This window comes from Stenotrophomonas sp. TWI1151, assembly GCF_039673135.1.
In the GTDB taxonomy this organism is placed as follows: domain Bacteria; phylum Pseudomonadota; class Gammaproteobacteria; order Xanthomonadales; family Xanthomonadaceae; genus Stenotrophomonas.
Genome location: NZ_JBDJLA010000001.1, coordinates 631,025 through 644,929 on the forward strand (window position 1 = coordinate 631,025; position 13,905 = coordinate 644,929).

16 protein-coding genes are annotated in these 13,905 nt (G+C 66.9%); 3 read left to right on the top strand and 13 right to left on the bottom strand.

Annotated elements, in window-relative coordinates; translation table 11 throughout:
- The first annotated feature begins 4 nt into the window (after window positions 1-4).
- Together ABE422_RS02710 and ABE422_RS02715 are read left to right on the top strand one after the other, a co-directional pair.
- Window positions 5-601, top strand: coding sequence for a YSC84-related protein (locus tag ABE422_RS02710; RefSeq protein WP_346480894.1), 597 nt, complete (start codon window positions 5-7; stop codon window positions 599-601).
- Between the two features lie 22 nt (window positions 602-623).
- Complete coding sequence (locus ABE422_RS02715; protein WP_167390385.1) at window positions 624-800, top strand: hypothetical protein; 177 nt, start codon at window positions 624-626, stop codon at window positions 798-800.
- A 181-nt stretch (window positions 801-981) separates the two neighbouring features.
- On the opposite strand, the gene ABE422_RS02720 is transcribed toward ABE422_RS02715, so the two are convergent.
- The 10 genes from ABE422_RS02720 to ABE422_RS02765 form a co-directional block, all read right to left on the bottom strand.
- Window positions 982-3,279 carry a patatin-like phospholipase family protein gene (locus tag ABE422_RS02720; protein ID WP_346482413.1) on the bottom strand — a complete coding sequence of 766 codons (2,298 nt, stop codon included), beginning with the start codon at window positions 3,277-3,279 and terminating at the stop codon, window positions 982-984.
- The gene (locus ABE422_RS02725; protein WP_346482414.1) at window positions 3,270-4,463 is read right to left on the bottom strand and encodes a BamA/TamA family outer membrane protein; all 1,194 of its coding nucleotides are present in this window, start codon (window positions 4,461-4,463) and stop codon (window positions 3,270-3,272) included. Before ABE422_RS02725 ends, ABE422_RS02720 begins: the two co-directional genes overlap by 10 nt.
- Before the next feature lie 109 nt (window positions 4,464-4,572).
- Window positions 4,573-5,121 (bottom strand): DUF4136 domain-containing protein, encoded by a 549-nt coding sequence (locus ABE422_RS02730; RefSeq protein WP_070470735.1) that lies wholly within the window; start codon window positions 5,119-5,121, stop codon window positions 4,573-4,575.
- Between the two features lie 156 nt (window positions 5,122-5,277).
- Entirely contained in the window at window positions 5,278-5,787 is a 510-nt protein-coding gene (locus tag ABE422_RS02735) for a hypothetical protein (RefSeq protein WP_070470733.1), read from the bottom strand.
- Window position 5,788: 1 nt separating this feature from the next.
- Window positions 5,789-6,607, bottom strand: coding sequence for a DUF2092 domain-containing protein (locus ABE422_RS02740; RefSeq protein WP_346466176.1), 819 nt, complete (start codon window positions 6,605-6,607; stop codon window positions 5,789-5,791).
- A 52-nt stretch (window positions 6,608-6,659) separates the two neighbouring features.
- On the bottom strand, window positions 6,660-7,637 hold the full coding sequence (locus ABE422_RS02745) for a transporter (RefSeq protein WP_346482415.1): 978 nt from the start codon (window positions 7,635-7,637) through the stop codon (window positions 6,660-6,662).
- A 43-nt stretch (window positions 7,638-7,680) separates the two neighbouring features.
- On the bottom strand, window positions 7,681-8,064 hold the full coding sequence (locus ABE422_RS02750) for a DUF1622 domain-containing protein (protein ID WP_121036991.1): 384 nt from the start codon (window positions 8,062-8,064) through the stop codon (window positions 7,681-7,683).
- Window positions 8,065-8,106: 42 nt separating this feature from the next.
- Complete coding sequence (locus tag ABE422_RS02755) at window positions 8,107-9,033, bottom strand: formylglycine-generating enzyme family protein (protein ID WP_346466178.1); 927 nt, start codon at window positions 9,031-9,033, stop codon at window positions 8,107-8,109.
- The gene (locus ABE422_RS02760) at window positions 9,030-9,569 is read right to left on the bottom strand and encodes a DUF202 domain-containing protein (protein ID WP_254427870.1); all 540 of its coding nucleotides are present in this window, start codon (window positions 9,567-9,569) and stop codon (window positions 9,030-9,032) included. The genes ABE422_RS02755 and ABE422_RS02760 overlap by 4 nt, the downstream gene beginning before the upstream one ends.
- The gene (locus ABE422_RS02765; protein ID WP_083298698.1) at window positions 9,566-9,970 is read right to left on the bottom strand and encodes a hypothetical protein; all 405 of its coding nucleotides are present in this window, start codon (window positions 9,968-9,970) and stop codon (window positions 9,566-9,568) included. The genes ABE422_RS02760 and ABE422_RS02765 overlap by 4 nt, the downstream gene beginning before the upstream one ends.
- Before the next feature lie 186 nt (window positions 9,971-10,156).
- Here ABE422_RS02765 and ABE422_RS02770 point away from each other — a divergent pair, with 186 nt between their 5' ends.
- Window positions 10,157-11,329, top strand: a complete 1,173-nt coding sequence (locus ABE422_RS02770; RefSeq protein WP_146027620.1) for a hypothetical protein — start codon at window positions 10,157-10,159, stop codon at window positions 11,327-11,329.
- A 21-nt stretch (window positions 11,330-11,350) separates the two neighbouring features.
- Here the strand turns inward: ABE422_RS02770 and ABE422_RS02775 are convergent, their stop codons facing one another.
- The 3 genes from ABE422_RS02775 to ABE422_RS02785 all read right to left on the bottom strand — a co-directional run bounded on the left by ABE422_RS02775 (window position 11,351) and on the right by ABE422_RS02785 (window position 13,701).
- Window positions 11,351-11,758 (bottom strand): response regulator transcription factor, encoded by a 408-nt coding sequence (locus ABE422_RS02775; protein WP_070470723.1) that lies wholly within the window; start codon window positions 11,756-11,758, stop codon window positions 11,351-11,353.
- A 116-nt stretch (window positions 11,759-11,874) separates the two neighbouring features.
- Window positions 11,875-12,525, bottom strand: a complete 651-nt coding sequence (locus tag ABE422_RS02780; protein WP_346482416.1) for a response regulator transcription factor — start codon at window positions 12,523-12,525, stop codon at window positions 11,875-11,877.
- A 204-nt stretch (window positions 12,526-12,729) separates the two neighbouring features.
- Window positions 12,730-13,701, bottom strand: coding sequence for a helix-turn-helix domain-containing protein (locus ABE422_RS02785; protein ID WP_167390386.1), 972 nt, complete (start codon window positions 13,699-13,701; stop codon window positions 12,730-12,732).
- Window positions 13,702-13,905: the final 204 nt, after the last annotated feature.

Below are 13,905 nucleotides of genomic sequence, written 5' to 3' on the forward strand. Positions count from 1 at the left end.
TCCCATGAACCGTTCTCTTCTTGTCGGCACCGCCCTGATCCTGCTGGGCGTGGCCCCCCTCGGCTGCAGCACCTCCACGCCCGCACGCAGTGACGCACCGCCCTCCACCGAAAAGATCGAGGCGCAGAACCAGGCGCGTACCGCCACCGCCGCAGTGCTCTCGCGGTTGTATGCCGCGCAGCCCGGTGCACGCCAGGCCGTGGAGCAATCGGCGGGTTACGCGGTCTTCCGCAGCTTCGGGGTCAAGGTATTGATTGCCGGCGGCGGCGGCGGGCATGGTGTGGCCATCGACAACCGCAGCGGCCGCGAGACCTTCATGCGCATGGTCGAGATCCAGGCGGGCCTGGGCTTTGGCGCCAAGACCTTCGACCTGGTCTGGGTCTTCAAGACGCCCGAGGCGTACCAGGACTTCATCACCCGCGGCATCGAGATCGGCGGCCAGGCAACGTTGGCAGCGAAGGTGGACAAGGCCGGCGGTGGACTCACCGGCGCGGTGCAGATTTCCGAGAACGTCTGGGTGTACCAGATGACCGAAAGCGGCCTGGCGGCGGAGCTGACCGTCAAAGGCACCCGCTACTACCCCGACAAGACATTGAACTGAGCCGGCAGGCCAAGGAGTTCCCATGCATGGCCATCCGCTGGTCTGGATCGTCAGCCTGTTCGTGCTGCCCCTGGTGGCGGCGCTGGTGCTGAGCCTGTTCGTCCGCCACCGCGGCATCAGTGCCAATGCGGTGCTGGCCTGGTTCGTGATCGTGTGCTGGTGCGGGGCGCTCGGGGTAATTCTCTCGCAGGTGTGGTGACCCGCGCTGCCGGCCAGCGGCCGGCACTACCTGTGCATTGCGTGTTCGCCCTGCCCGCGCTGCCGGCCAGCGGCCGGCACTCCCTGTGAATTGCGTGTGCGCCCGGCCCGCGCGGCCGGCCCGCGGCCGGCACTACCCCGGCAGGCGTGCCCCCCCGGTTTGGGCCGGCCGCGGGCCGGCATCACAGCGATTGCCCCAGCTCGATGAAGAGCACGTTCTCGCCGCCTTCGCGGAATCCCATGCCGAAGATCAACGGGCCGACCCACGAATCGAAGCCGAGGAATACACTGCCGTTCCAGATGCCGTCGCTCAGTGACATGTCGCTGCGCCGCTGCCAGGCATTGCCGTACTCCACCGTGCCCCCGACCTGCGCCGAGCGGCCCAACAGCTTGCCCAGCTCATAGGTATAGCCGGCGAACCCGAGCGCATAGTCCTGGCCAGTCAACTGGTTGTGCTGGAACCCGGCCAGCCGCCAGCGCCCACCGAGGCGGTAGAGGTTCTGCACCGGCGCCGTGCCCGACGCGGTCACGTGATAGCGCAGCCCCAGCTGCAGCGCATGCTTGCCAAACGATCTGGCGGCCACGGCATCCAGATCGATCTGCCCGAAGCGGGCATCTGCGCCGAGGCTCGGGCTGGACTGATACGTCCCCGCCGTGACGAGATAGCCATCGCGCGGGAAGTACACGCTGTCGATATCGTCCAGGGTCGCCTGCGCGATCCACGCGCCCTCGTCGAAGTTCACCCGCGGAATGGTGGGGTCGCCCACTTCCACCTCCGCATTGCCGGTATACCGCTGCACGCCGACCGACAGCGCCAGCACATTGGACACATTGCGGAACACGGCCAGCGTCGCACCGGTACGACGCACGCGATAGCGCGCGATCTTGTCGCCGGCATCGTCGTAGAGATTGAAGCTGCGGGTCTGGAACCCGCCGCCCGCCTGGAAGGCGTAACGATCGTGCAGATCGAACGGATGATAGTACTGGCCGGTCAGACCCGGCTCGCTGCCGATCTGCAGGGCGATACGCGCTTCGGCACCGTAGGGCGACAGCGGCGAGAACAGCAGGCCGGCGCGCAGGTTGCTTTCGTGGTTGCCTTCCAGATCGTTGCTCAGGCTGAGCCCGGCTTCCAGGTACACCGGTCCGTTGGGCTTGGCATACGCGGACACCACCACGCCGGTGCGTCCGTCACGCTCCTTGACCTCATAGTTGATGCTGGCCAGCGTTCCCATGCCGTAGGCGCGCAGTACACCGGCCTGCATCGCCTCGATATCCAGCGGCGCGCCGACCTGGACCGGGAGATAGGACAGCAGCAGCGCATCGGCATAGCCGGTGTGGTTGTCGACCTCGACAAAGTCGATGGTGGCCGGTGCCACCGGATGCGTGCGACCGGCACGCTGGGCGGCCAGTCGGGTGTACTCCTGCGGCGCCTGCGCGAACGCCTGCAGCGCCGGCGCGGCCTGGTCGGCGGCGAGCTGGCCGATCCGCAACGCCTCGGGCGCCTTGTCGAAATCGCCGGTGGCCACCTTGCCGGTCAGATCGGGCGAGATCAGCAGATCCTGCGCGCCCAGACTGTCCAGTTGTGCCTGCGCGCTGCGGGTGGTCAGGAAGCCGCTCAGCTGGCTGATCACATCCACCAGGCTGGCGTCGCGATTCAGCGCGCTCAAGGGCGTGCCGACGTCCACCGCGATGACCCGGTCGGCCCCCATCGCGCGCACCACGTCGATCGGCACCTGGTTGGACAGGCCGCCATCAAGCAGCACGTGCCCGTCGATCACCACCGGCCGGAAGATGCCCGGCAAGGACATGCTCGCGCGCATCGCCATCGGCAGGCTGCCTTCGGCCAGCACCACCGGCATGCCGGTATTGATGTCGGTGGCGACCGCCCGGAACGGGATCGGCAGGTCATCGAAGCGGCCATTGACCCGGCCGCCGCCGGTGGCGCGCTCGAACAGGGCGATCAGCTTTTCGCCCTCGGAGACACCCCCGGCCAGTGCCACCGCCTTGCCCTCGCCGCCGAGCCCGATGCCGATCGGTGCCAGCTGTGCGTAATCGTCAGCCTTGCGCCGCAGCGAGCGCTCACGGCGTGGCAGGGTGTCGGTGAACAGGCTCAGCCATTCGGTGCTCAGCACCAGCTGCTCGATCTGCTCGGGCGTGGAGCCGGACGCGTACAAGGCACCGACCAGCGCGCCAGCACTGGTACCGGCGATGCAGTCCACCGGAATATGCAGCGCCTCCAGCTGCTTGAGGATGCGCACGTGTGCGATACCGCGTGCGCCGCCGCCGCCCAGCGCCAGCCCGATCCGTGGCCGGGTGTCACCCGGGCCGCGCACGCCGCAGTGGTCTGCCTGGCCTGCGGGCGCGGCAGCGACCACCGGTTCGGCAGCCTGCAGCGGCGACACGGCGCCACTGGCGCACAGCCACGCCACTGCGAGCGCCGAGGCGCGCGACGCCGGGTGCCCGGGGCGTTTCAGCGCCACGCGCTGCCGACCTGGATGTAGAACGTGTCGTCTTCCGGGCCCCACGCATAGTCCACGCCGACATGCATGCCCAGCTGGCGGGCGATCAGATAGCGCACGCCGGCGCCTTTCGACACCTGGCTGGCGCCGTCGCTGAAACTGTTGTGCCGGCCCCAGGTGCGCCCCGCACCAACGAAGCCGATCAGCGCCCAGCGCTGGGTCATGTTCCAGCGCAGCTCGCTCTCCAGTACCGCAGCCCGCGTGTCCTGGTAACGCGCCGAGCCGATGCCGCGCAGGTCGATGTAGGGCAGTCGATAGAACGGAATGTCACCGTTGGCCCAGCGGGCATCCGCGCGCGCGCCGAGCACGAAATGCCTGCCCATCGGCCAGTAACCGTAGGCATGCCCGCGATAGCTCTGGAAACTGGCATCGCTGCCGATCCCCGGCAGATACGCGTTGCCTTCGATCATGCCAAGCCAGCCGCTGGAAGGAGTGAACGGGTTGTCGCGCGAATCGTACTCCAGCGACAGGCCCAGCCCGGAGCTGCGCTTGGACAGTTCGTGTGGCTGGAAACGATCGCGGTCGGAGGCGACATCGAAGCCGATATCCAGATCCATGTAGATCCAGGCCAGGCCGACATAGAGATTGCGGTCACCCAGGCGCCGGAAGCCCTGCTGGAAGGACATCAGGCCGTCCATGTTGTAGTCGATCTTCTGCGCGGGCAGCACCGTGCCGGGCGTATAGAAGCCCAGGTTGAACGACGCTTTGGCCACGCCGCCGCGGTAGCGCCAACGGTCATCGTCGAAGTGGAGCGAGGCGCCCACGCCATACGCTTCGCTGCCGTTGGAGGTGCGCATGGCCCCACCGCCGTAGATGTCCGGCGTAACCATCTTCGGGGCACCGTCCTCGCCCGTCGCCCCCGAGGACGGTGGGCGGTGGAAGAACGCCAGCGCCACGCCACCGCCGTTGCCGACGGCCGGATCGGTGACGATGATCGGAACCGGCAGAAAGCCGCGGTGCTCCAGCAACCAGCGCGACATGTCGAACCGGCCGTCTTCGGCGTCACGGAACAGGGACGCCCGTGGCGCCGGAGCGGCCGCGGGCGCCGGCGCAGGCGATGGAGCGGCGGGCTGCTGGGCAATCGCGGCGCAGGGCGTGAGCACGCCCAACAGCGAGAGCAGGCATACGGCATGGCCGATCGACACGGGGGCACCTCGGGGATGGGAAGCCAAGTGCGCGGGCCCGTGCCGGTGGGAGGGAACAGCCCGGCGCGGGCCCACGCGGTTGAACGCATCTCAGGCCGTGCCGCAGTGATCAGCGTGCGGCGGTCGTGCCCGGCGGGAACGCAGCAAACAGCTTGTCCAGGCCGGCTTCCACCGCCGCGTTGACCTTGTCCGGCGAGGTCGGCACGGTGCCGCTGGCGGTGCCGCGCCAGACCGCCTGCTTGGTCTTGGCGTCGAACATATCCACGACCAGCGTGCCGACGTCATAGGTGTGCACCGTGGTGGTGGCATTACCCATGGCCATCCCGCCACCCCAGCCGCCGCCACGCCAGCCCCAGCCGCCCATGCCCGTCCCGGAGTAGAACGTATCCAGGGTCTGCTTCTGACCGGTGGCGATATGCGCCGCCAGGGCGATGTCGCCGTTGGGCGCTTCGCGCAGGCCCTTGGCCTGCAGGCGTGCGTTGATGCCGTCGATGATGCGTTGCTGCACCAGCGGCGAGCTCGCCTGGGGTTTCATCGCCCAGGTATAGGTCTTGTAGGAGGCGAAACTGGCTGACGGATCGAAGTCGGTCTTGACGGTCGGAGTGGATGCACAGGCGACCAGAGAAGTCGCCAGGACGGCGATGGCAAAGGCTTTCATGACGCGAGTCTCCAAAGGCGGGATGGAAAGACGCGCTGCGGTCGCAGCCGTCCTGGGGCGGGCCGTGGTGGCCAGTGGTTCCAGCCCCACGGTAGTGCACTGCCGGCCACGCGTAATGCGCATAACTACGGTAGAGAGGCGGGAAAAACTACCGAGTCAACGCGGCGGATTGATCACCACGTATTGCACGGTGGTCCCGGCATAGCGCGGCTCATACCAGACATTGCCGCACTGCTGGTAGGCCATGCCGTTGATCACCGTGGTCACGCAGCTGGGCGGAACCGAATTGACGATCGAACCGATCACCGCCGAGGTCACGGCCACGCCCGCCGTCACCGCTGCAGCGGTGGCGAAGGGATGATCGTCCCAGTGGTTCCAGTGGTCGTCGTGGTAGTTCACATCCACATTGACGTTGCGGTTCACGTTGCGATTGACGGTGCGGTTGCTGTCGATGTTGCGGTTGATGTTGGCCCCGCGGTTCACGTTGCCGCCCTGCGGGCGCTGCACCGGGCGGTTGATGCTGGTATGCGCACTGGCGCGCGCGCCACCGCCATGGAAGCCGCTGCGCTGCGCGCTCGCCGATGCGGACACGGCCAGCAACACCACCAGCAGCATGCCCGCCGCCAGGGAGGAGGCCACGAAAAAGCGGTTGATCACGATACGCATGTCAGTTCTCCTGCCCAGCATCGGTGACGACCACCGCGACCGGCACCAGCTTGATGCGGGCCGCATCGGCCGGCGGCGTGAACTGGAAGGCGGTCGCGGGCACGGCGCTGCGCGTGTCCCAGCGCAGGTGGGCGCGATACTGCGGCAGCGCCGGATCATCCAGTGAGGTGATCACCAGCTTCTTCGGCAATGCGGTGGCCTTGCTGACCCACAGCTGCCAGTCCACGCCATCCTGCTTGAACGCGTACTGCTCGATCGCCTCGCCGTCCACCGTGCCACCGCCGATGTGCAGCGCGCCACGGATGGCGGTTTTGGGCGCCTTGTCGGTGCCCCACAGGAACATGTCGGCCAGCGGCATGTCGATGCCATAGCGGGCGGCGGCATCGTCCACCAGTTCGCCCAGCGTACTGTTCAGTCCGTCCACCTGGGCGTAGTACTTCAGGCGCGGCGAATACAGCGACAACGCCTTGCCGTCGTAGAACAGCTGGCGCAGCTGGCGATCGCTTCGCAGCTCCAGGAACAGCTGGTTCGGGGCGCGCACCTTGTAGGTCACCACACCATCCAGCTCCACCTTCTGGCCGTCCTCCAGCACGATCTCGGTGCTGGCATCGGAGGTCAGCGAGAACTGCTTGAGCGCACGCAGCGCAGCGCCCATGCGGTCCAGAGCGGCCAACGCCTCGGGATCGCGCTCGGGCGCGTCGGCCGGTGCAGCCGGGGGGGAGACGGGAGTGGCAACACGGGTGGCGCCGTGCGCGACGGGCGCCAGCGCCGCCAGCATCAGGCAGGCCGACCACGCAACCGGGGGAATGGCAGAGGACATGACCGTTACTCCATGGCACGGTAAACAGGTGGCCGCCGTCAGGCGACCGGGATCAGAAGCCGCCGCTGATCGACAGACTCCACGGGTCGCCTTCGAAGCGGTTCTTGACGCTGAATTCGCCGACATAGCGGAACGACACATCCACATGCTCGCCGCCGGACCATTTCTTGCCGTAGGTCAGCACCGGGCCGATACCAAACGAGCGGCCTTTGAAGCCCCCCAGGCGGTCGGCGGTGTCGCCCTTGTCGTCCTGCAACTGCTGGATCCAGCCACCGGCCGCCCCGAACCCCCAGCCACTGGCGGTGCGCTTGACCAGCAGCGCATCGGCCCGTGCGACCACGCCGTTCTTGTAGCCGGTATCGTCGTTGCGGGTGTACCAGTCGGTGGCGCCCAGCACACTGAATTCCAGCGTGCCCTTCTGGAACAGGTGCGTGTAGCCCACGCTGGGCGAGAACGTCCAGATGTTCATGCCTGGATTGGCCAGCCGGTTCGGGTCGTACTTGGCGGTGGGCGCATATACGTATACGCCGAAGGAAAGGTGCTGCACCTCGCTGATGTGGAACCCGGCGATCACCGGGGCGAAGTACACGTCGAACAGATTGGAGGCATGGTCCTTGGTCTGGAAACGGTTGCCCAGTGGGCCTGCCAGGTTGGCGGTGACCTCGGCATCGATGTACGGCACGGTCAGCATCGAGGCGAAATTCCAACGCCCGGCCTGGGTCGGCCATACGTACACCCCGGTGGCAGCGGTCAGGTTCACGTCGGCCTCCAGGCCCAGCGAGATCTGCCCGGCGATGGGCGCGGGGCGGTCGCCGCTGATCTTGCCGTTGTAGCGGATGTAGCTCAGCGACCACTGCATGCCCGGCTCCGGCGGAATCACACCGGCGTACGAGGTGATCTGCATGCCGGTGATCGAGCGCCCGAGCGCGCCCTCGGTCGCCCATGCCGGCGCGGCGGACAGTGCAGCCAGCGAGCCCAGCGCGAGGGCCAGTGGCCAGCGACGCGGCAGGCGGAGAAAGGACATGGTCATGCGGTGGCCCTCCGGCACGGGTGCAGGTTCATGGATACGCACCTCACAGCGGCTCCGGCTCCGGCGCCGGCCGCGTGGCACGCTGACGTTCGCGGACATCGGCGATGTCGCGCTCCAGGAAATAGTTCAGGAACGTGCGGATCACCGCGATCGCGGCCAACTGACCGATCGCGTCCCAGCTGGTGTAGATCGACGATTCGATGATGTCCGCCGAGAGCTGCATGGTCAGCCCGGCCACCAGCCAACGCCCGTAGCCCAACCACAGGTCGCGGCGCTCGACGTTGGTCAGGTGGCCGCGCAGCGCCAGCCGCACGGCCCTCACGAACACCACCACGGTGGCCATCGCGATCAGCACCAGGGCCATCGCATCGATGATCACCACCACCGGTTCGGTGATGGCGATCAGCCACGCCTTGAGAGGAAGCATCGTCGGGGCTCCGGTAGGCATCGCATTGCGGGGCGTTCGGGTTCATCCGCGCTCCACGCAACGGAAGCCGAGGTGGCAGGTGGAGGTATCGATGGGCTGCGCCATGCGCGCCGCAGGCCGGTAGCGCCTGCAGTAGTTCGGCGCACACAGGTGTGAGCCGCCCTTCATCACCCGGCGCGGAACCGCGCTTCGATCGCGCGGGTCGTGGCTGCGCTCACGCAGCCCGCCACGCGGATTGTCGATCGCGCAGCACGGCTTGCCCTGCAGCTGGTCATGCTGCTGATACCAGTCGCGGGTCCATTCCCAGACGTTGCCGATCATGTCGTACAGCCCGTATCCGTTGGGCGGATAGCTGCCGACCGGTGACGTCCAGCGGTGGCCGTCCTCATCCAGGCTCTGCCAGGGAAATTCGCCCTGCCAGGTATTGGCCTGGTGGCGGCCGCCGGGAATGAGGGTGTCGCCCCAGGCGAACTCACCCCTCTCCTGGCCGCCACGCGCTGCGAATTCCCACTCGGCCTCGGTCGGCAGGTCCTTCTCCATCCACCGGGCATAGGCCAGCGCATCGGCGAAGGTGACGTGGACCACCGGGTGATCCTCCAGGCCTTGCAGGCTGGACAGCGGACCCCGCGGATGCCGCCAGTCTGCCCCGGGAATGTAGTGCCACCAGTTGTGTGTGTTGCCCATGTCCACCGGGTGCGGAGGCTGCACGAACACCACCGAGGCCGGCTGCAGCAGCGCCGGGTCCGCGCCGGGATAGTCGCGCGGATCGGCTGACTGCTCGGCTGCGGTGACGTGGCCAGTGGCCTGGATGAAGCGGGCGAACTCCCGGTTGGTCACCGGGTAGCGATCGATCCGGAACCGCCCTACCCGCGCCTTGTGCGCCGGACGCTCTTCAGGATAGTGATCGTTGGATCCCATGCTGAAGACCCCGCCAGCCAGCTCGATCATGCTATCGGCCACGACACTCATGCGAACGGCGCCACGTTGAAGGTCATGCTGACGATCGCCAGCAGGCCAAGCAGCCACAGCAGGCCGGCGGTGATCAGGGTCAGCGAGATCGGGTAGTGACTCTCCCCGTGGATCAGGCCTTCGCGGATCATCTCCTCGCGCTCGGCACGCAGGCCCTGCATGTAGCGGATGTGATAGAGGATGCCGAGGGTCAGCAGCACCATGCCGAGGCCGACCAGCGCGATGCCGAAGTTGCGTGGCGCATGCGGACGCAGGCCGACGCCGGGCACCTCCAGCATGTGGCCGAAGAACTGATAGATGGTGAAACCGAAACCGATCAGCGACAGCGCCGTGCGGATGATCGACATCAGCGTGCGGTCCGCGCTCATGCGCGTGCGCTGGAATGACATCCCGGTGCGCCGCGAGGAGAGCTCCATCGAGGTGGCATCGGCACCCCCCAGCAGCGTTTTGGCCTGCTCGATGGTGAGCGCACGCTCGGTCAGCTGCTCGCGGGGGTCCTGGGCACTCATCGGCTGGTCGTCTCGTGAGGGGGTCATTTGCGGTGCAGGAAGTAGCTGGCGATGCGGGTAATCGGTCCGCGCAGGATCAGATACGGTAGGAAGCCGAGCACGACCGCGATGACGAAGGCTTCCACCGGATACTTGAACGCGCCGAACATGCGGAACTGGTAGATCACATCCATGCCGACCCCCAGCAGAAGAATGCGGGCGGTTGCGGTGACCCCTTCGCGCCAGGCGACCAGCCGGTCACCAGCAGAGCTGTGCGCCATCAGCCAGGCATAGGGCGCCTTGCCCGCCTTGGCATCCTTGATGCCATCGATCAACGCCGCGATCAGCGCCATCGTCGGCTGCAGGAAGAAGCGGAAGGTCATGGGGCCATCCGCGCGATCGATCATGTCGGTCCAGAAGCGCGTCAGAATATCGATCACCAGGAGCATGGGCGGGATCCTTGCGTCAGGCCTCCAGCTTGGGCGCCGCCCGGTAGCCACACAATCGAGTTGTTACTGCAACCTCTCCAGTATTTTTACTGCGTCCAACGCGTGGAAAGGCAGCGCTATGCTCAGCGATATCGCGTCCGCTGCCCGCTGCAGCCGCGCCTTCTCTTTCTTCGCCACGGGCCCCCCATGCACTTGGACCAGCACCACTACTCCCTGATGCGCGGCGGACTGGTGCATCGGCTGCTGCAGGCCGCCGGCATGCTGCGCGGCACCGCCCGCCTCTCGCTGTGGATGGCCGCGGCATTGGTGGTGATCTCGCTGGCGCCGTTGGTGGTGCTGACCGCGCGCGCGGGCACCCTGTGGACGCTCCCCCCGGGCATGCCGTTGCTGGGGGACTACGCCACCCTCGCCCGCGTACTGCTGGCGATGCCTCTGCTGGTGATTGCCGCCCCGCGCTCGGACACCTTGCTGCGCAATGCGTTTCGCCAACTGACCCGCGCCGGCCTGGTGCCACCGCAGCGACAGGGCAGATTGACCGCGCTGCTGGCGAAGGTGCGCCGCTGGCGCGATGGCTGGCTGCCTGAAGCGCTCTGTGTGGTGATCGCATGGCTGCCGCTGCTGTTCGGCACGGACAGCGTGAGCCTGCTGCCGGGCGTCGCCGACTGGCGCCTGGAGCACGGTGCATTGACGGCCGCCGGACGCTGGTACGAATGGGTCGCCGTGCCGCTGTTCCGGCTGGTGGCGTTGCTCTGGCTATGGCGCTTCGTGCTGTGGACCGGCCTGCTCTGGCGCCTGCCGCGTGTAGGGCTGGCACTGCACGCAGAGCACCCGGATGGCGCTGGCGGTCTGGCCTTCCTGGGCATGGCGCAGGAACGCTTCGCGGTGCTCGCCCTGGCCGGCGGCATCCTGGTCGCCGGTGCGTGTGTCAACCATGTTCACTATCTGGGCGAGAGTCTGTATGACCTGCGCCACCTGCTGGCCGGCTATGTCATCGGTGCCACGCTCCTGCTGGTGGCGCCGCTGCTGGTCATGATGCCGAGCATGATGCGGGCCAAGCGCCATGCGCTGTACCGCTTCGATGCGCTGGGCAACCGCGCCGCGGCGCTGTTCGACCAGCGCTGGCGATCAGGGTCACGACAGGAGGCCGACACGGACTCCCTGCTGGACCATGGTGATGCATCCGCGTTCGCTGATTTCAGCGGCGTCTACAAGGGCCTGGCCAGCATGTCGGTGCTGCCGTTGAACCGCTGGAATCTGCTCTGGATCGCCCTGCACGCCGTCGTGCCTCTGCTGCCGCTGGTGCTGCTGGCAATGTCGGTGGATGAGCTGGCCCGCAAGCTGCTCGGCATCCTGGTCTGACGGCCCTCGCCATTAGCGGGATCAGCCCTTGCGCAGGCCGCGCAGCGAGCGCGATACGAACGATTCACCCTTCAGGGCGGCCGCCACCGCCGGCAGCAGGTCATCGCCTGCGTCGGATTTGAGCACATAACTGCACGCACCCAGGGCCATCGCCTGCGACACCATCTGGGGCTCGGCATGCACCGTGATGAACACCACGCCCAGCACGGGGCGTTGCAGGCGCAGTCGACGTGCGGCTTCCAATCCGTTCATTTCCGGCATCGCGATATCGGTGACCACCACATCCGGCAACATGCTCTGCGCCGCCTGCACCAGCGAGGCGCCATCCTGGACCAGGCCAATCACCTGGAACTGCTGGGACAGCAAGCCACGCAGCTGCCGCCCCATCGCGCATCCATCTTCGGCCAGCAACACACGGACAGCATTCATCGCACTCGCCCGCTCGATGCCTGCCACGATGGTGTGGCCGGACACAGTACGGTAACAAGGGAAAAACAACCGGTGGCGGGCAAGTAAATCTACTTGCCCATCCGCAGGCGGGCGGCCTAGTGACGGATCAGACCTTCCAACTCGGCCTTGCGCACCAGCTCCAGCGTGCCATGCACGCCCAGCTCCTGCATGATCGCGTACTTGTGCGATTCGATCGTCCGCACCGATACCCCAAGCTCGTAAGCGATCTGCTTGGAGCGCAGGCCGCGCGCCACGTATTCCATGATGCGCAGCTGCTTGTCGGTCAGTACATACTGGCAGCGACCCGATGCCACGATCGCGTTGGCCGCCAGTGTCGGGGTCACATAGGTCTGGCCGTCCATCACCCCATTGATCGCGCGGACCAGTTCATCGCCGGCCGCGCTTTTGAGGATGTAGCCCCGCGCACCGGCCCGGATGGCCTCGGCCGCCATGCTCGATTCGTCGTGCATGGTGAGGAACACGAAGGGCGTCAGGCAGCCCTCGCTGCGGGCCTGACGCATCACGTCGATGCCGCTGATACCGGGCATGCTGATATCAGAGACCACCACGTCCGGCGATTCGCGGCGTAGCGAGTCCAGCAGTTCCTCGCCGGAGGACACCAGTACGATCGATTCGAAACAGTCCATCAGCAATCTCTCGATACCCTGCGCCACCAGCATGTGGTCATCGGCGACGACCACCTTGCGGAACGGTACGGACATCGGCTGCGCGCACGAAACGCCCATTGCATTGTCTCCATTGGTTTCAATCTTCCCCTGATTGACCTGCAGGTGCGACCGCCATCGCCCACTACGCCGGGCGTGATGGCATCCCGTTCTGTCGTCCCGGTGCATCTGCAGCCAGCCGAACATGCGAGCCTCGCCGTGATGGGATCGTGATGCGATGCATGCCATCACGGCGCTCGACCCGCAGCGTGTTCAGGCCGGCATTCAGCGTCTCAGCGTGTCTCGTGGACATTCCCCGAAGACATTCCGGTACGTCACCGAGAAGCGTCCGAGATGCCCGAAGCCCAGCCGCAGGGCGATGTCCGTCACGCTGTCGTGCGCGTCAGCCTGCAGCAATGCGCTGCGCGCGCGGTTCAAGCGGGCCAGCTGGTGCCAATGGCAGGGCCCATGTCCGTAGGCATCACGAAACAGACGTTCGAGTTGGCGTTCGCCCACGCCCAGCGCGAGCGACAGGGCGGCACTGTCGAAGGGCCGGTCCAGATGGGCTTTCAGATAGTCCTCGGCCCGCTGCACCACGGCGGCGCGGTGGCGTTCGATCCAGCTGCCATCGGCACGTCGTTGCGGCCCGGCATCGGCGGCACTGACGGCATCCACGAACACGCCCAGCAGCACCGCCGACTGCGCCGCCAGCTGCTCCGGCGTGATCAGGCCCTGCCAACGGGCGGCCGTGTCCAGTGCGGAAAAGACGCCGTAACGCAGTGCCTGCGCGTGCGCAGGGGTGGCCGGTCGGCTGCACCAGCCACGGCGTGGCAGGCGCAGTTCGCGGCCTACCCGCGCCACGGCCTCGCGCTGCAGGACCTCGCGTGGAATCAGCAGCACGGCCCACTGCCAGCCCCCGGGCTGCGGACGCACATTAAGCTCGCTGTCCTCGGCGAACACCATCACCTGGCCCGCGGGCACCCAGCGTCCGTTGGCCCACATCGGCTGCTGGCAGGACACGGCCATCGCCAGTGCGATCAATCCTTCGCCGAAACTGCCGCTGGCGAAAATCGGCAGCGTATAGGCGCCACTGTCCAGGCTGAACTCCGGAAAGACCAGCCGCTGCAGGCACGCGCGAAAGTGTCCGGCGGCGAGCAGACGCTGTTCGAAGCGGGTGTCGCGCACTACCCCCAGCAACGCATCGGCGTCGAAGCCATCGACGACGAAGCGGCTGTACGGGGCCATCGGTTCGTCCATGCCAGTTCCTCGAACAGGTCGGAAATCGGATAGCGCGACGGAGCACAAGCTGTTTACATCGGCGCGATTGTGGGGCGGAAACGACATCGCTACAAGCGGTGACACGCTGACCCGCAAGCGTGAAACGCATCACATTAAGACCTGTCCGGGGGAGGCGTTGCGCGCCTCGGGGACGGGCCTCGATCCGAAGCTTCCTCACGCACC